The sequence below is a fragment of the Tepidibacillus fermentans genome (assembly GCF_004342885.1).
Taxonomy (GTDB): domain Bacteria; phylum Bacillota; class Bacilli; order Tepidibacillales; family Tepidibacillaceae; genus Tepidibacillus; species Tepidibacillus fermentans.
This window is the reverse complement of record NZ_SMAB01000001.1, coordinates 143,814-161,999: the sequence shown is the minus strand read 5'-3', so window position 1 is coordinate 161,999 and position 18,186 is coordinate 143,814. Positions and strand designations below refer to the sequence as shown.

Sequence of the window (18,186 nt, the reverse complement as noted above, 5' to 3'; positions counted from 1 at the left end):
TAAGAAAAGAAAAGGAGATGGTTTTAATGAAAAATTGGTCAGCATTATTAATCAGACATGGGTTTCAGGTGAAGGAGATTGAAGAGAATGTATTTCATTGTTCGTCTGAAACGAAAGAGAATGTTGAATTTTTAAAGAAGACATTATCGTATGGAAACGTTCAATTTCAATATCATACACCTTTACTTAAGATTGAAAGCGAAGTATTAAATGAAGAGGAGTGGATTGCTTTATTAAACTTTGAATTTCGTGGCCGTGGTGAAGATCTGTACTTTAGACCTGGAATTGATGAGCCTAAAGTATTTGAGCTTGATATCTATATTAGTGGAATCGTTAGGGAATTGAAATCGGCTGGGTCTTTATACTAATGGAAGTTGTGATGGCCATGGTAAACGACCTGCGACGATCTATATGTTAACGGAAGAAGACGCAATTACAGCTACAAAGTTGCTTCAAGTAACAGGCATTCATCGGGTTATCATTCGAGGTAGACAAATTCATCTTCATGTCAAAAACCAGAAGGATTTGTTAGATGCAGCGGAGAAACTGCACCTAATTCAAAGAGAGTGGGTAAATGAGGAAATTGAATTTATCCAAAGACAATTTTTTTATAACACGTTGGAAAAACTCTTATCAATTAATGGGCGCAGTGGTGAAGAAGAAGTTCGTCAATATGTGAAAGAACAACTTATGGAGAAAGTAGATCATCTAACAGTTGATCATAGCGGTAACATTCTTGCTCAAAAAACATATCGCAGTGGGAAAGGACCAACAATTTTATTGAGTGCGCACTTGGATTTGGTAGAAGAATTAGAAAAAGATAGAGAGATTATTAAGGATGGAACAATCTGGTCTAGTAATAAAGGGATTCTTGGGGCAGATGATCGAGCAGGAGTAGCGGTACTGTTAGAAATGGCAAAACGCCTTGAAACTTCTAATTTTAATGGAAAAGTAAAATATATATTTACAGTAGAAGAGGAAATGGGTCTGCTTGGAGCTAAATCAGTAAATGAATATTTCTTATGGGACGTTGATGTAGCAATTGTTATAGACAGACGCGGTACAGGTGATATTGTTGTATCTGCTGGCTCTTACTTTTCATTCTGTCATAAAAACTACGGTGAATTTTTTGAGAAGGTTGCCAAAGATAAAGGCTTAAATGGATGGAAGACCACACCAGGTGGAAGTAGTGACACAAAAGTTTGGGCCGAGAACGGTATCCAAAGTGTCAACTTGTCAGCGGGATATATGAACGAGCATACAGAGGATGAAACGTTAGATGTGGAAGCTTGTTATAACGTTGTAAAATTATTAGATGGAGTATTTGAACAAGGACGCCAGATGCAGCAAGTCTTGAGACGAATTAAAACATTGCAGAAGTGTAGATGAAACAGAAGTTATTTAAATAGAAATAATTAACAAATCGCCAGCTTATAATATAAAAATTAATGTAAAAAAGTTATTTTTATGAGTAGTCGTTCATGTAGGAAAATGTTAATTCCTATAATCTAAAAAATTTTTTAAAAAAAGTGTGTGTTTTTCTTTTCTTCATGAGTAGTAACAAACGGAAAAGAAGCTTATGAAAAGATACTAAAAAATGATGATTATGACCAGAAGACGGATCATTATGGGGGATTGGAAACAAAGAAGAATTAACCTCCATAATGACAGATTTGAAGGAAAAGGTGTTCGTTTTCTTTTTTCTAAAACTGGCAGTAGTGTTACAAAAAATAGATCCGCCTGGTATACAAGTTATAAATATTGATTTTATTTTAAGGTCTGCTAATGCAGGTCATTTTTGTTTAATGAAACGAATATTATCAAACATACATTCCCTGACAATAATGCTTCAGAATGAAGTGGTATCATTAATGAGAAATATTGATAAATAAAGAGGGAGATCGAATTGATACGGTGACAGCAATTATAAAAATTGGAGAAAATCATCCGAATGATCAAGGCTTGGTGAACTTAACGCATTCAAGATGCTTTGGTAATGATTGGATTATATGTTTATCAAGTTGAAAACATCAAAAAGTCAGGAGAAGTATTAAAAAAAAATTAACCAGATTTCAGTCATTGATCATACAATAGAAGATTCAAGTCTAGAGCAGTTAAACAACAGGACAAAACAATTAGGAAAAGGAAGCAAATTACTTATCAAATATACTCGATGGTTCAACAATATTGAGACAATTAGAAGTACTAAAAGATTATCAAATGGAACTAGAAGTAACAGAAACGATTTATACAAGGTATTACGACCAGTGGATCGGAAGAGTTGTTAAGTGAACGCTGTTGCAATATAAAAGCGCAAGGATTATTAGGTGACAAATTTCTACATTATTTTTATGGATGATTCGTTAAAATAGAATAAGGTAAATCCATGACAGTAATGATCCTATTTATAAGTATAAAAATAAGATAGACTAAAATACACGGATTTACCTGATCATTTAATCACTCATAATAATTTAGAATCTTTTTTGGATAGATTTAAAGTGGTTGCTTCAAATTTACCTTATTCTCATACTGTTGTTGCACATATATCAAAAGATGGACATTATTATATACACCAGATATTTATCAATTGAGGTCATTAACTGTAAGGGAAGTTGCTAGAATACAGTTTTTTCCTGATAACTTCTACTTTGAAGGTCCTAGAACAGCTAGATTTACACAGATTGGACCATTGATGGCTGAAAAAATTGCGGGAAAAATTAAAGAAATACTAAATTCACTTTGATGTTTCTCTAAGTAAGTTTTAAAAATAGTAGAAATAAGTTAAGGTAGACCTTCTAACAAAGTAACTACACAATGGATATTGCTCATATTAGATGAATTAGAATATATTCAATTTCAAAAGGAGGGATCAGAGTTAATATTTCATATTATTGCAGACAGTTAAGAACAAAAAAGTATCATTGTGACTTCTAATTTAGAATTTAGTCAGTTGGAATAAAGTATTCGGCGATTCGCGGCTTACAGCCATATTAGTGATCGACTTGTATACCATGCACATATTCTAGCTTTTACTGGAGAAAGTCTCAGACATAAAAATGCATTATCCGTGATGAAGATTTCACATAATACTCTCAAACGTTAGAATGGAGGGGAATTAATGTTTAAATATTTGAATTTATTATTTATAATTCTTATGTTATTTGTAATGAGTTTTCAAGTGGATATTATTGCACAAGCAAGTACAGGTACAAACGTTAGCGGGATAATTAAACAGGATACAACGTGGACTTTGGCAGGTTCTCCATATTATTTAACAGGAGATATTCAGATAGCTAATGGGGTTACTTTAACAGTAGAGTCTGGTGTTATTATAGAAGGTAATAATAATCGTATTAGAGTTTTTGGAGATTTTGAAGCAATAGGTAAATCTAATTCTAGAATTGTATTTAACGATGTGAATATCGAGCCAGGAGAAAATACTCCTAGTGAGCAATATCTTATTCATATTGAAAATGCCGATATTATTAAAGGAAGCTTGTATCGCCCTACAGGTAATGCTATTTATGGGAGTTTGATATTGAGAGATTCAAGACTGTTTGACTTAGAAAGTTACTTGTATCTTTGGTATCCGACTAGCGATGTTTATATTGAAAGGAATGCTTTTGTAAATACTGGTGGAATCAGTGTTGGAACAAGTGATAATGTGAAGGTACATATATTAAATAATGCTTTTTTTAATTATTCGAATTTTGCAGTTGAAAATTGGGCAAGTTACGGAACTTCTGAAACAATTGTTTTATTTAATTCTTTTTTAAATTCTAAAGAAGATGATTTAGGTAACCCGATAACATATAAAGATACTTTAGTTTTACCTGCTGGTTATTCAAGTGCAAAAATGACAGCTACAAATAACTATTGGGGAACAATAGATGAAACAGTTATAGAAAAAATGATATTTGATAAGAATGACGATATAAGCTCTGCGTCTTATATTAATTTTAAGCCTTATTTACAATCACCAGATCCCAATACACCTATTATAGATATAGTACCTCCTGAGAAACCGATGGTAGATGATATTACAGAAAAAAGTGAATATATTACTGGTAAGGCAGAAGAACTTTCTGTTATCAATGTAGTTAATGAAAATAATGATATTGTTGGGAAAACTATAACAGACGCTAATGGGGATTTTAGAATTAATATAATGCCATTAAATGCAGGTAGTAAATTGTTCATTACAGCTACAGATGATTGGTTGAATAAAAGTGAGCCAACAATTGTATTTGTAAAAGATATAACTCCACCTAATAAACCTTTAACAGATGAAGTAACGGATAAAACAACAAGTGTGACAGGAACAGCAGAAGCAGGTTCTTCAATTACCGTAAAAGCAGGAACGTCTGTATTAGGGACAGGAACAGTAGATATTAATGGTAAATATATAGTAACGATACCCGAGCAAAAAGCAGGAACTAAACTTACGATAACAGCAACAGATAATGCTGGAAATACAAGTGAAGCAAATGAAGTCACGATAAAGGACGTAACAGCACCAAGTATACCAAGTGTGAATGCCGTTTATGATAATGCTACTGTTATCACTGGTAAAGCTGAAGCAAATGCAAAAGTTTTTGCGATGATAGGAAGCAAAAAAATTGGTGAAGTAACAGCAAAAAATGGCCAATATACCATTAAAATTGCAAAGCAAAAAGCAGGAACAACCATTCTTGTTTATGCCGTAGATACAGCTGGAAATATTAGTGCAAGTAAGACTATTGTGGTTATAGACAAAACTCCACCAAGCGTACCAATTGTCAATAAAATAACAAGTAAATCAGTAACGGTAAGTGGTAAAGGGGAAAAGGGAGCGACTATATATATTTACAATGGGAATAAAAAAATTGGGCAAGGAATAGTTGATAATCGAGGGAACTTCAAAGTAAAAATTAAAAAACAAAAAAAGGGTTCAAGACTAAAGATATATGCTAAAGACAAATCAGGAAACAACAGTAAGAGCATAACCATAAAGGTAAATTAATGTTAAATGATGATAATGGATATAAAGAAGATATTTCTGTTGTTGAAGTGGTAGTTAAGAATACTACCTCCCAATTTATTTAATAAGATTCTCGGAAATTAAATTTCCGCATTTGCTCTAGCATTTTGCTAGAGCTTTTTATTGTTTCACCCCCAAAATGGGGATAAGAACAAACTTTCCTCTTGACAAATCAATTTTGCTTCCAAAATCGAAGTGAAGGTATTTAAAAACACTTTGAAAGCGGGGAAAAATAATGATTTATCAAGCACAATCACATGATTCCTTTTTAAACATTGTTATTGAGCAATTCAATGAGAATTTCAAAGATTCCACGCAATACTTAACGGATTTCTTTTTAGAAACCATTATTTGGGTCACTTCTATTGATCTGTAAGCGTCAAATAAACCACACGTAATTAAAAAAATAACCACACCGTAGGTGTGGCTTTAGTTGTTCAATCTCTGTTATTTTACAATTAAATTATCAGGAAGTTCATTGGACCATGGAAGCAGTTTATCGAGTTCCTCAGAATTAGTGACATCCATATTTGGTAACTTTTCGAATAGATATTTTAAATATTCAAATGGAATAAGATTGTTCTCCTTTGCTGTTTCAATGGTGCTATACACAATCGCACTTGATTCTGCACCTGCTGGTGTGTTTGTGAACAGCCAGTTTTTTCTTCCGATGACAAAAGGTTTGATCGCTCGTTCTGCACGATTATTGCTTAATTCAAGCCTTCCATCTTTCAGAATATTCATTAGTTTATCTTTTTGATTGAAAGAGTAGTTTATAGCTTTACCATAACTAGATTTTGGTAATGCATGAGCATGTTCCTTTTCAATCCATGCGAAATAAGCCTCTAACATCGGTTTTAAACGACGAAGGCGTTCTTCATAACGTTCTACGTAGGATTTGTCAGCTAGTTCTTTCTCCAGTGCAAACATGCCGTCTATATGTTTCACGCCTTGATAAGCGGATGTATGCATATAGCTTTTCTTATCCGTGACCGCTTTCAAGGTTTCCGTAAAATACCTCCTTGAATGAGCAAAGCATGCTACAAGTGTAACTTCCATTGGAGGTCCAGCGTTAGACTTCTTCAGAAGTTTATCGTATCCATGATAAGCGTCCGTTTGCAGATACCCTTTAAATCCCATGAGGAAGGACTTAGCGTTATCCCCTGATCTTGATGGCTGATAATCATAGAGAACAATCGGTTTATGTCCATTTCCTGTTCGGTACATCCACATATATGATTTCGTGGCAGCTTCACGACCGGGTTCATTTAGAACTTCTAGTTCTGTTTCATCCGCATGAAGGACATCATAGGATACTAGTATTTCTTGCATCCTTTTAAACAAAGGAGTTAGCCACTGTTTGGATACCCGAATGATCCAGTTGGACATATTCTGACGATTAATAGGCAAACCTCGACGCTTATATTCCTGTTCCTGACGGTACAGAGGTGTCGCATCCACATATTTCTTCGTCATGATATCAGCTAATAAAGAAGGTGATGCAATACTTCCTTTGATGACAGGGTTAGGTGCATCTGCCTTGATCATTGGGACGGTGGTATCTACTTTCTCGCATGTACGGCAAGAATAGATCATGCGATGGATTTCCTTTACTATAACTTTTGCTGGGATAACCTCTAATTCCTTACGGATTTCAGGGCGTACTTCATGAAGTGGATTTGAACATTTTGGGCAGACTTGTTCCTCTTTAGAAAGTTTATATTCCACAATTTTTTTTGGAAGCTTTAAAAGATCTCTTTCTCGTTTGCCTTTTTTCTTTCTAGGTTTCGTGTTGAGTGGGTCAACATGAACATCATCTTCAAGCTGAGGTTCAACGTTAATTGGCTGATGCTCTGTTTCTGCTTCGTTGAAAATAGGCAAAGAAAGTTGATGATCATCAATATTTTTTTCACTAGATTTGCCGAATAATTTCTGTCTACTAAGCCTGAATTGTTCTTGATACCATTGCAATTGAATTTCTGTTTGCTCCTTTTCAATACTGAGTTTTATGTAGGCTTCTTCCAGTTCTTTTCGGCTATATTTAGTTAAATCGATGGTTTTTTCACTTGTTGTTTTCATAGTTTCATTATACGTCTTTTTGCCAAAATAAGAAAGTTAAAGCAGCGGAATAATCCAATATTTATGCGAGTTTAAGACACTTTTTGTACAGTGGGACACCTCCTTTTTCTTACAGAAAAAACTATTAAAATATTAGATGATTTTCCGTTGTTTGACCGCCCGAAGGGCGCCCTTTTGGTGGATATCTAGTCCATCTAAGATCCATCGGAGTTCACGTTCAGTAACATGTATGACTTTGTCATCTGGACTGTCTGGCCATTTGAAACGTCCTCTTTCCAGTCGTCGGTAGTAAAGCCAGAATCCATTATGTTCCCAGTAAAGTATTTTAATTTTATCTCGCTTGGCATTGCAGAAAACAAAAATGGCATCAGAGAAGGGGTCTAACTTAAAGCTCATCTGAACGAGAACAGCAAGCCCATCAATAGATTTACGCATATCTGTACTTCCGCAAGCCAAGTAAACATTAGATGTCTGCTTTAGATTTAACATATGGAAAGTAAGGAATAAACAACTTCTGCAAAAAGTTCCTTATTGAATCCTTCGGATACTGTGATCTCAGCATGACCGATCTTAACCGAAATGGATCTCGATGAACTCTCAATAGGGGAAGAATGTAATGGAACCCATTGAATCGTTTGTTCATTCTTATTTAATTTTTGTCGTTTTTTAATCTGCCAACGTAATTGATGTGGTTTAAAACCATGAATTTCACACCATTTTATAACACTTAATCCACTGTTTCTGTATTTTTCAATAAGTTCATCCCACTCTTGGAAACTCAATTTTGTGGGAGTATCTGACATAAAAAACACCTCCTAGCGCTATTATGGCAAACAATAATAAACGTTAGAAGGTGTGGACAGTTTGACGCTTACTTCTCAAACTTCTCTCTTACTAAGGGATCGCTATTCTTCGAATCCTAGAGGCAGAAAGCTTCGAGATCCAGCAAATATGCTACGAAGTTTACTACTTATGCATAAAATTACGTATCACAAGTGTTGATCAATGGGTTTACACCATGCGAACCGTTCCTGTATATGCAATACTGAGTGGTTTTCACCCAGATTCAACACCGGTGTGGGTACTTATTATGACTTTTTTAAACGTCTTTGGTTAAACGAATCCCCGCATCTCACTAATTGAGTTAAAAGAAAGATTAAAAAGCCAAAGAAAAAAGGCAAAAAGAATGAAAAAATGGAACCGCGAAAAGTATTTTTACGGTCGTAGTTTAAATATAATCAGTGAATCAGATAGTTCATACGACTTACCTATATACCCAAGACTTTATCATGCTAGTAAACATGACTCTGTCACATTCATTAGCATACTACATGAATTATTTCACTGGTATCCTGATTGGAAAATTGGGGAATGCATTTTGGATTCCGCCCACGATGCACTCCCTATATATAAACTGCTAGAACAATATGATATTTCCGCATCATAGACCTTAATCCAAGACGTTCTAAGCAGTTCCATACAATGAAATGGATATTAATTTAGAAGGAGTCCCTATTTGCCGAATTGGTCGAAAAATGATCGATTGGGGGGGGTAAAAACGTTATCGTCGCAAATGGAGATGTCCAGCAAAAGTAGGAAACTGGGGATGCTCAAATCCTTGTTCTTCTTCCGATTACGGAAGAACATTTTATACATTAACGAAGGATAACCCTCGCCTTTTTCCCCGTGTCAAACGAGATAGTAAAGAATGGAGGATGAGGTATGCTCTTCGTACAGGGATCGAACGTTGTAATAAACGTCAAAAAATTGATTATAAACTTGAAGAGTCAAAAGGGCTAAGTTCACGCCATTGGACCATTCGAAAATCAATGGATAGGTTCTTTATTAGCCACCTAGTCAGTTCCAAGAAATAATGTTTTTAAAATCACTCTTGTTGTGGTTTATTCATTGGCTGCCCTTGGTGAACATACTGAAATTAGGAAAGTTCCATTTCAGGAAGGGGTTAAATACATTGAAGAGAAAAAAAACAGATGTATTCTTTGTTACATTAAATAAATCGGAAAAAGATTATTTAGAAACTATCATGTATGAAGATTATGCAATAAGTGAACAATTATTTTATTGGCAATCTCAAAGTAAAACTTCAATAGAATCCCCGACAGGTCAAAGATACATTAACCATCAAAAAACTGGCAACACAATACTACTATTTGTAAGGGAAAATAAAAGAGAAAATGGGAAGACAAGTCCATACTACTTCCTTGGTAAGGCAAATTACGTTGAGCATCAAGGATCAAAGCCAATCAATATCATCTGGCATTTAGAAGAAAAGATACCACAAACGATTCTGAGAGAGACGAATATGCGGGCGGTGGTGGAGTGAGTGGAGTCCCTCATTTATATTGTTCAAGTTGTCAAGCAGGGAAAAACAATCCAATAGCGAATAAAATGTAATAACAGAAGAATAAGGAGGGTGATTGTATGCAAACACGAGTGATTATTTTTTTAATCTTTACCTTTATCGTTGTTATTTTTTCAGTTATGAACATTCAACCTGTTGTCATTGATTTTTATTTTGCAAAAGCAAATGTTCCTTTAATTCTGGTGATTATTTTTTCAATTTTTATAGGAGCATTGCTAATGTATATACTATCTTCGATGAAATATCTCAAAACGACAAGAAAAGTAAAAATGTTAGAAAAGGAAAACGACCGATTGCAACAAGAGCTACAGGAAACGAAAAAACAAATGGAGGTAGAAACGCCTCAAAACCAACCATCCTTAGATTAAATGTAAAATGTACAAACATCCCTCTAGAAAATTAAGGGGTGTTTTTTTATTTTGGTTTGATATACTAAAACTATGAAAAATACCTGAAAATGAGAGGAAATCTATGAATGACCAACTATTAAAAGCAATTTCAGAGGTTACCTATTTGACGACTGAAAATGCATGGCGTTATCGTTCTATTTTACGCTATTTTTATCAACAACATGAGCGGTTACGCCATTATCTTTTTCCAGAGGAAATCTATGAATATTTGCAACAAAGTCCCCATTTTCAAGAATATACAGAAGAACAATTGCAAAATGATTTAAACCAATTGGTTCAATGGAAAAACCTCATTCCTCGGCAGGAAACAGGAAGAGTATCGAGCATTGAAGATTTCAAGAAAAAAAAGTTTCGTTATCAGGCAACTCCTTATACGATCGAAATTGAGCGAATGGTACAAGGATTAGAAAAATTGGGAGACTCTTTTGGAGGTTCTTTAGAAAGAACCTTGTTTGATCGCTTACTTGAATTCTTATTTCAACTAACGGCTTATCACAAACATCCCTTTCATGAAGGTAAACGGGAATATGAAGCGGACAAGCTCTCTAATGAGGAATTATATCGTATGTGGGAAGATCTATTTGATCAATTTCGAAAAATGGCGGAAAATGCCACGGACTATATTGCTTATCTTAAAAGCGAAAAAGTAGAAGAAGTGATGATGACTGAGGCTTTTTTAGCTTTTAAAGATTCGTTAACCGAATATTTACGGAATTTTATGACTGCTTTGCAACGATCCTCATTAAAAATTGAAGCGGTTTTAAATGACACTTCAAATACGTTTATTCAACGAGTCGCGAAACGTTTGGTAACTTATCAATTATTGATACCACGTTTAACGGACCTTCCCAAAGAAGAGCAACTTGTTCAACAATTTATCGATCAATGGGAAAGTTTGAAGAAATGGTTTCTGGGAGGAACAAGCCACGAAAGTGAACTTTCTTTTTTACAGAATGAGACCAATGAAACGATTCGACGAATGACACGATTTGCACAGCGGTTAGGTGAAAGGAGCCAAAATTTCCGGAGCAAGCGAAAGGATTACCTTCATTTGGCGAAATGGTTTAGTGAGATGCAAGACATTCAAGATGCGCATAAACTTTCTTCCGTAGTATTTGGTGTTTTTCACACGAGACACTTTCAAACAGATGGTATTGAAACGGAAGATATTTATTCAGAAATATGGGATCAACCGCCAACGATATTTACCTTAAAACCAAGGATTAGAAATTACAAGGAAAAAACAAGGCCTGGAGCTATCGTAAGTAAGGAACAAGAGAAGAAAGAGACACTTAAACAATATATGTTGGAAAAAGAAGCCGAACAGAAGATGTTAGAGCAAATCATCGAGCAAAAGCAAATTGTAATCAGCCAACTGAAGAGGGTTGATCCCTATGTAAGAAAAACAATTTTGAACTGGATCGGAAAAGCAATGGGGAATAAAGAGCAGATTGGGAAAACGGAGACAGGCAGACGTTTTAAATTATTCCAATTGGATGATTCAATGATTCAGCTTGAATCGGAAGATGGAGTTTTAACAATGCCAAATTATGTTTTTTATTTCATCGATTAGGTGAGGAAAATGGAGAAACAAAAACAGCAGTTTGATGAAGTGGCGCATGAAGCCATGGAAATATTGTTTGAGCAATTTTGGGTTTTACGTGAGAGTGAACCAGAAAAATATCAGCTGATCAGGGAAAGAGAAAATGCTTTACGCAGTTATTTTCTCGAAAAATTCGGCTATCGTTTAATCGTTCACAGGCATTTTGCGAAGTTGGAAAAAGTTCCAATTGAACCAGAACCGTGGATGGGAATTCAAGCATTTACTCATTCCCGTGATTATGCCATTTTTTCTTGTGTGTTAGCATTCTTAGAAGGGAAAACGATCGATGAACAATTTTTACTAACAGAGATTGTAGAAGATCTGCAAGGGATTTATCCAGGAGAAGATGGTTTAGACTGGACCAATTACGAACATCGCAAATCTTTAGTTCGTGTGTTGCGCTTCGCTCAGGAAATTGGGATTGTAAAAGTGGTAGATGGGGATATTGAGGGTTTTTCACAAACGGAAAACCATGAAGTACTTTATGAAGTACCACTGGTCTCCCGATATTTTATGCGTTCTTATCCAAAGGATCTATTTCAATTTGCGTCGATAGATGAGATTTTAAAAGTAGAATGGATGAAGGAAGAAGAGAATACAGGAGCGACAAGAAGACATCGAATCTATCGAAAACTATTTTTATCCCCGGTGATGTATAGTGAAGGTGTGCAGGATCCTGACTTTTTGTATCTGCGCAATTATCGAAATCGTTTGCGAGAAGATATTGAAAAACATACTCCTTTTCAATTTGAATTGTACAAAAATACAGCGATGATAACCTTGCCTGAAAGAAGGGCACGCTTTACTCTCTTCCCAGATAATAAGGGAATTATGGATATTGCTTTACAATTTGCAAGTATTGTTAGAGAACAGCAAAGAACGGAAGATATCCCATATCAGTGGAATGGGACGTTACTTTTAACTTGGCTCGATTTTGAAAGGTGGGTAGGACTTTGTAAAGAACAGTTTGGCTACGGATGGAGCAAGGAACATCGCGAAGCTACTGTTAAAGATACGGCATCTGAATTGTTTCGACTACTCGAAGATTGGAAACTAGCTAGAAGAGAACAAGACACTGGAGCAGTTATTCTTTATCCTGCATTGGTGCGAATGATTGGCCGTTATCCTGATGATTTTCTAAAAAATAATGAGGTGGGAGAAAGTGAAAAAGAATAAATGGCAACTTCATCGGGCAGGTTTGCTTAACTTTTGGTATTACGATGAGGAAGAGTTTCACTTCGCAGGTGGACGGTTACTTTTAAGAGGAAGTAATGGTTCAGGAAAGTCGGTGACGATGCAAAGTTTCTTACCTGTACTATTAGATGGGAAAAAGAGCCCAGATCGCTTAGATCCTTTTGGTTCAAAGGCCAGGAGAATGGAAGATTATCTTCTCGGTGAAAAAGGAGTCGTCGATCGAGATGAACGAACAGGTTATTTGTATCTCGAATACAAGCGTCAGTATACAGAACAGTATTTAACAACAGGAATCGGTCTTAGGGCAAAAAGACATAGTAATATGGATTTCTGGGGATTTGTCATCTATGATAACCGGCGAATTGGGCATGATTTATCTCTATACAAAATAGAAGCAGGTGAAAAAATTCCACTTACGAGAAGAGAATTGGAACACCGACTTGAAAATGGGGGGAAAGTCGTTCGTACTCAGAAAGAGTATATGGAATTGGTAAATAAGTATATCTTTGGTTTTGATTCATTAGAAGCGTTTGATGAACTCATCAAGTTATTAATTCAATTGCGTAGTCCCAAATTATCCAAGGAATTCAAGCCGACGGTGATCTATGACATTCTTAATGAATCTCTACCTGCTTTATCCGACGAGGAGTTACGTCCTTTATCGGATACGATTGAAAATATGGACCAAACTAAGCAGCAATTAGAACAACTGATTCGTGATCAAAAATCGTTAAGAAGATTATGTAGGGAATATGATCAATATAACCGTTTTGTTCTTGCAGAAAAGGCAGATGGTGTTATAAAGGCTTATCGTGAGAGGAACAATGTCCGAAAAAAGAAACAAGAATTACAGCGAAACTTGCATCAGTTAAAAGAAGAGCTTGATGCAAAATCTCGACAATTGGATACTCTTGAACGAGAAGAAGATGTTCTAAAAGAAGAAGAAAAACAATTAAGGGACCATGATGTTTTTAAAGCAGAAGAGGAAAAACATAAATTCATCCAGCTTCAGCAACAAGCAAAAGTAAAGTGGGAACAAAAGGAATATTTTTTAGAAGAAAAAAAGCGCAAAGAAAGAGATTTACAAGATAAGGTTTTGAATGAAAAGGAAAGAGAAGAAAAAGCAGAACGAATCATACAAGAGTTGTTAGAGGAATTAGATTTTTTAGCAGAAGAAGCAGCCTTTTTTAATCATCAGATTGGCGCACCTGAATTTAAGCGAAATTATAAGACGAGCTATCATTTTGATCTTTGGAAAAAAGAAGTTCAAGATTACCAACAAAAAATTGATGAGATTCTAAAAGTGTTAAGAGAACAAACTAAAGTAAAAGAACGATATCAAGAATTGGAAAAAGAACTAGGGGAAATCAACAAAAAGCTAGATCAAATGCGAAATAACGAACGAAAATGGGAACAATTTTTTGAAGAGGAGAGGGAACGTTATTTAGCAATTTTTCATTCTTGGCGAAACCAAAACAGGCGCTTATTTCTTGGAGATGAGGAGATTCAACTAGTAGCTGCGAGAATTGGCCAAATCTATGAAGAATTTCAATTGGAGGATATTAAAACGCCTGTACGCAATCGATATAACGAAATCTATCAAAATATTCAAAAAGAGATGATTAAAAGTCAGCAGCAACTCGAAGAGAAGCAAATGGAAATTGAACAGAAAAAAGTAGAATTAAAAGAATGGAGAGAAAAGATAGATCCAGAGCCAGAAAGGCACCCCGATACAATAGAAGCTAGAAATACATTGGAAAAACAAAATATACCTTACCTTCCCTTTTTCTCTGCCGTAGAGTTTCGTAAAGAAGTCTCACAAGAACAACGTGAACGAATTGAAGCTGCGATTACGGAGATGGGGCTTCTTGATGCGTTGATCATACCTGAAAAATATTCAGTAAATGTACTTCATGATCGGGTGATAAGAGTCAATCCTCAATTTTTTGGCTATACCTTAGCAGATCTGCTTGATCCTACACCTGTGGAAGGGATTGATGTAACAGCGGAGGATATTGATCTTGTATTGAGAAGCATCGTCATTGCTGAAAAAGCTGATCATTACGTTTCGATCACTGAAGATGGTCGCTATCAAATAGGGCTTCTTGAAGGACACGCTATGAAAAGAGGACAAGCAATCTATATTGGCAAAGAATCACGTAAACAATACCGACTACAGATGATTGTCCAAATTGAAGAAGAAATCGTCACATTAGAAGAAAAGAGGAATCAGTTTAAACAACAACTTGAACAATGGAAGACACAACTTGCAGAATTAGAGACGGAGTTTCTTGCTTTTCCAAGTGATAAAGAATTAAAAGCAATTTATTACGAATTAGAAGATAGCCGCCGAGAGCTAAAATTTCTTCAAGAAGAAGCTAGACGAAAGAATGAGCGGGTAAAACGAGAGTTGGATCAATTACAGCTGATCAAAAACCAAATTCGACAACTAACAGAGGGATTAACTTTGCCTACTCAGGACGATGCATATGAATCAGCAAGAAAGGCATTACTAGATTATCAACAGCAACTTCGTGATTTAGAAAGTGTATATAAGGATTATCAGCATAGTAAACAAAGCAGGTTTCAATATCAACAAAATCTAGATGAGATTAAGTTTGATGTTGATGAGTTAAAAGGAGAAATCAATCAAATTGAAGGAGAAATAGAAAGATATAACCTTCACTTACAACAAATTGAACAACGTTTGCAGGAATTAGGTGCAGAAGAAATACGCCAAAAGATTGAAGAGACCGTTCGACGTTTAGAACAAATTCCAGATCAGATCAAACAACTGATTGCTAAAAGACAAGATCTTTTTCATCAGATTGAGAATACAGAGAAAGAAATAAGTAAAAACAATTTAGAAATTGAATTCTTCGAACAACTCGTCCAAAAATGGTTAGCGGTTTTTACGGAAGATGATCGTTTGCAACTTGTTGATCAAATTGAGGATCCTTCAGTGTGGTCAGATGAAGAACAAATTGTAAATCGAGCCAATATGGTGCTTCATCATTTCGGTAACCTCATTCAAACCCTAGATCGAGAAAAAGTAAATGGTCGTTTAACCAACGCTTATTATATGGAACAAGGTGTTTTAGTAGAATATCGTTTAACTCAGGATACAATTTTTGAGATCAAAGAGGAATTAGAAATAGATGATGAAAACTTACATATGAAATGGGAGCAATTAAAGCAGAAAGCTAGACGAATCCAACTGCTGATGGAATATAACGGCAATCGAGTCAGTCCATATTATGTTTTAGAGCAAATTGAAAAAGACATCGAACTACAAAAGATGATCCTAAGTGAAAAAGACCGTGAACTATATGAAGAAATTATTTTAAATAGCGTAGGGAGAATCATTCGTGCAAGGATTAATCGCGCGGAACAATGGGTAGAGAAGATTAACCAATTAATGGCTGAACGGGACACATCTAGTGGCTTAACGTTTTCTATTCGCTGGAAGCCAAAGACTGCGGATGTGGAAGAGGAGATGGATACCAAGGATCTTGTTGACCTTCTTCGTCTTGATCCTAGACTATTAAAAGAAGAGGATCTGAATCGAATCACGAGACATTTTCAGTCTAAAATTACTCGGGCCAAAGAGGTGTTAGAGGATAAGGGGTATGGGGAAACCTTACATCAAATGATCAAAGAGATGTTAGATTACCGTAAGTGGTTTTCCTTCACTTTATATTATAAAAGAGAAGGTGAACCAAAAAGGGAATTAACCAATAATGTCTTCTATACCTTTAGTGGCGGTGAAAAAGCAATGGCAATGTATATTCCATTATTTTCAGCTGCTTATTCACGCTATCTTGAGTCTCGTGAGGATGCACCATATATCATTTCCTTAGATGAAGCCTTTGCGGGTGTGGATGAGAACAACATTCGAGATATGTTTGATCTCGTAGAAAAACTAGGCTTCAATTATATCTTCAACTCGCAAGCCTTATGGGGAGATTATGATACGGTATCCCAGTTATCCATATGTGAATTAGTAAGACCAAAGAATGCATCTTTTGTTACAGTTGTTCGATATTATTGGGATGGCAAAGCAATGCATTTATTTAAAGAGGAGAATTATAAATATGAGTCAGTTTATTGATAAAATTAACGAAGCAATTGAATATTTCAAGCATGAAAAAGTGTTTCAAAAACTCTTTCATTTATTCATAAAAAAATATAAAAGTCTTGGAAGAATTGGGGGAAAGGTGACCTTAGATGATCTAACGGTTAGGGAAAAAGAGGTGCTTTCCTCTTTTTTTCGTAAGGACTTTACCAATGAAACAACTGTTTCTATTTCTTTTTCCCAATTTAAAAAAGCTCTTGATGCGACAAAATTTACTGGGATTGATCTCAAAGATTTATTAGATGGCTACGCCGGTCAGATATTGATTTCACAAGCAGAAGAAAAAGAACAATATGAGCGACAAAAAGCGAAGTTTTTTGAAGAATTTGCTCGTCGTTACACCAATCTATATGCACAAGGTTGGATTAAACATATTCAAGAAAAGGGAAGTGGAGTAAGAGGAGTTCATCTAGCGTATGATAAAGATCCCGATCGATTAAAACAGCAGTTAAGCAACGTTTTACAAGCGATTTCAAAGCTTCCACTTCTGTCACATGGTGATTTTATAAGGGAAAAGGAATATGTTCGTCTTCCTGTATTTGCTTATCAAATAACTAAGAATCCCCATGGATTTGATCTAGATTCAGATCAAGGGCGTTTACTTATTTCGGCTTTACAATGGGTTCGAACCGTTGTAGATCAGGGATATGAAATCGTAAATTCACTAACGATTGAAGATGTGAATGATTTATTGCAATATTTTGGGATCATCCGTGATGACATTTTGAATTTTGTTACTTGTACTGGAATTATTGGTTATGATAAAGATGGTAAGCCATCACCATTTTGGCTAGAAGCATATAAAGAGCAGATTGTACTGAACGTCCCTTTAAGAGAACTAGTGAAACTATATTCCTTTTTACCAGGTAGTGTCGTTCAATCAAGCAGAACAAATGTTGTTTTTGTCGTTGAGAATTCGGGAGTCTTTTCAGCGATCATCGATCAATTACAATTAAAAGAGAGTGCGCCGATCATTTGTACTCATGGCCAATTCAAACTAGCTACTTTAATCTTACTTGATCACTTAGTACAAAATAGAACGAAAATTTATTATTCAGGTGATTATGATCCAGAAGGTTTACAAATGGCACAAAGGCTTAAGGTACGTTACCCTGAACATGTACAACTATGGCGATTTGAAATAGAAGAATATCTTGAAGCAATATCTAATATCGAATTATCGGATGCACGGCTAAAGAAACTGAATACGATTACTTTGGATGAATTACTGCCATTGAAAAAACAGATTGCCATGAAACGGAAAGCCGGTTATCAGGAAAAATTGATACCAAAATTAATGGAAGATATTCAAAAGATCATGTGTAATGAATAAGCAATTTGAACAAATGAAAAACCTGT

14 protein-coding genes and 1 pseudogene are annotated in these 18,186 nt (G+C 35.3%); 12 read left to right on the top strand and 3 right to left on the bottom strand.

The genetic code is table 11. The features are described 5' to 3' along the window. The first annotated feature begins 26 nt into the window (after window positions 1-26). From EDD72_RS12760 to EDD72_RS12410, 6 genes and pseudogenes are all read left to right on the top strand, one after another. Window positions 27-368 (top strand): hypothetical protein, encoded by a 342-nt coding sequence (locus EDD72_RS12760; protein WP_243643736.1) that lies wholly within the window; start codon window positions 27-29, stop codon window positions 366-368. A 43-nt stretch (window positions 369-411) separates the two neighbouring features. Further along, window positions 412-1,389: a M20/M25/M40 family metallo-hydrolase gene (locus EDD72_RS00775; RefSeq protein WP_243643735.1), complete on the top strand. Its 978-nt coding sequence runs from the start codon at window positions 412-414 to the stop codon at window positions 1,387-1,389. Window positions 1,390-2,590: 1,201 nt separating this feature from the next. After that, the gene (locus EDD72_RS12755; protein WP_243643734.1) at window positions 2,591-2,746 is read left to right on the top strand and encodes a DNA cytosine methyltransferase; all 156 of its coding nucleotides are present in this window, start codon (window positions 2,591-2,593) and stop codon (window positions 2,744-2,746) included. 78 nt (window positions 2,747-2,824) lie between these two features. Next, a pseudogene (locus tag EDD72_RS12750) lies at window positions 2,825-3,106 on the top strand (ATP-binding protein); the annotation flags it as partial. A gap of 15 nt (window positions 3,107-3,121) precedes the next feature. Next, a complete protein-coding gene (locus EDD72_RS00760; protein ID WP_132766723.1) occupies window positions 3,122-5,005 on the top strand; it encodes an Ig-like domain-containing protein in 1,884 nt (627 codons plus the stop codon). A gap of 253 nt (window positions 5,006-5,258) precedes the next feature. Further along, window positions 5,259-5,399 carry a hypothetical protein gene (locus tag EDD72_RS12410; RefSeq protein ID WP_165894872.1) on the top strand — a complete coding sequence of 47 codons (141 nt, stop codon included), beginning with the start codon at window positions 5,259-5,261 and terminating at the stop codon, window positions 5,397-5,399. A 71-nt stretch (window positions 5,400-5,470) separates the two neighbouring features. Here EDD72_RS12410 and tnpC read toward each other — a convergent pair whose 3' ends face one another. The 3 genes from tnpC to tnpA all read right to left on the bottom strand — a co-directional run bounded on the left by tnpC (window position 5,471) and on the right by tnpA (window position 7,905). Continuing rightward, entirely contained in the window at window positions 5,471-7,078 is a 1,608-nt protein-coding gene (gene tnpC / locus EDD72_RS00755; RefSeq protein WP_132766829.1) for an IS66 family transposase, read from the bottom strand. Between the two features lie 156 nt (window positions 7,079-7,234). After that, window positions 7,235-7,591, bottom strand: coding sequence for an IS66 family insertion sequence element accessory protein TnpB (gene tnpB, locus EDD72_RS00750; RefSeq protein WP_132766722.1), 357 nt, complete (start codon window positions 7,589-7,591; stop codon window positions 7,235-7,237). Then, window positions 7,585-7,905 carry an IS66 family insertion sequence element accessory protein TnpA gene (gene tnpA, locus EDD72_RS00745; RefSeq protein WP_132766721.1) on the bottom strand — a complete coding sequence of 107 codons (321 nt, stop codon included), beginning with the start codon at window positions 7,903-7,905 and terminating at the stop codon, window positions 7,585-7,587. Before tnpA ends, tnpB begins: the two co-directional genes overlap by 7 nt. Before the next feature lie 1,169 nt (window positions 7,906-9,074). Here tnpA and EDD72_RS00740 point away from each other — a divergent pair. The 6 genes from EDD72_RS00740 to EDD72_RS00715 all read left to right on the top strand — a co-directional run bounded on the left by EDD72_RS00740 (window position 9,075) and on the right by EDD72_RS00715 (window position 18,160). After that, entirely contained in the window at window positions 9,075-9,446 is a 372-nt protein-coding gene (locus tag EDD72_RS00740; RefSeq protein WP_207893600.1) for a DUF3427 domain-containing protein, read from the top strand. Between the two features lie 98 nt (window positions 9,447-9,544). Beyond that, on the top strand, window positions 9,545-9,853 hold the full coding sequence (locus EDD72_RS00735; protein ID WP_132766719.1) for a LapA family protein: 309 nt from the start codon (window positions 9,545-9,547) through the stop codon (window positions 9,851-9,853). Between the two features lie 103 nt (window positions 9,854-9,956). Beyond that, complete coding sequence (locus tag EDD72_RS00730; RefSeq protein WP_132766718.1) at window positions 9,957-11,468, top strand: TIGR02677 family protein; 1,512 nt, start codon at window positions 9,957-9,959, stop codon at window positions 11,466-11,468. Window positions 11,469-11,477: 9 nt separating this feature from the next. Further along, a complete protein-coding gene (locus EDD72_RS00725; protein WP_132766717.1) occupies window positions 11,478-12,674 on the top strand; it encodes a TIGR02678 family protein in 1,197 nt (398 codons plus the stop codon). Continuing rightward, window positions 12,661-16,803 (top strand): TIGR02680 family protein, encoded by a 4,143-nt coding sequence (locus tag EDD72_RS00720; RefSeq protein ID WP_165894869.1) that lies wholly within the window; start codon window positions 12,661-12,663, stop codon window positions 16,801-16,803. Before EDD72_RS00725 ends, EDD72_RS00720 begins: the two co-directional genes overlap by 14 nt. Further along, on the top strand, window positions 16,787-18,160 hold the full coding sequence (locus EDD72_RS00715) for a TIGR02679 family protein (RefSeq protein WP_165894867.1): 1,374 nt from the start codon (window positions 16,787-16,789) through the stop codon (window positions 18,158-18,160). The genes EDD72_RS00720 and EDD72_RS00715 overlap by 17 nt, the downstream gene beginning before the upstream one ends. Window positions 18,161-18,186: the final 26 nt, after the last annotated feature.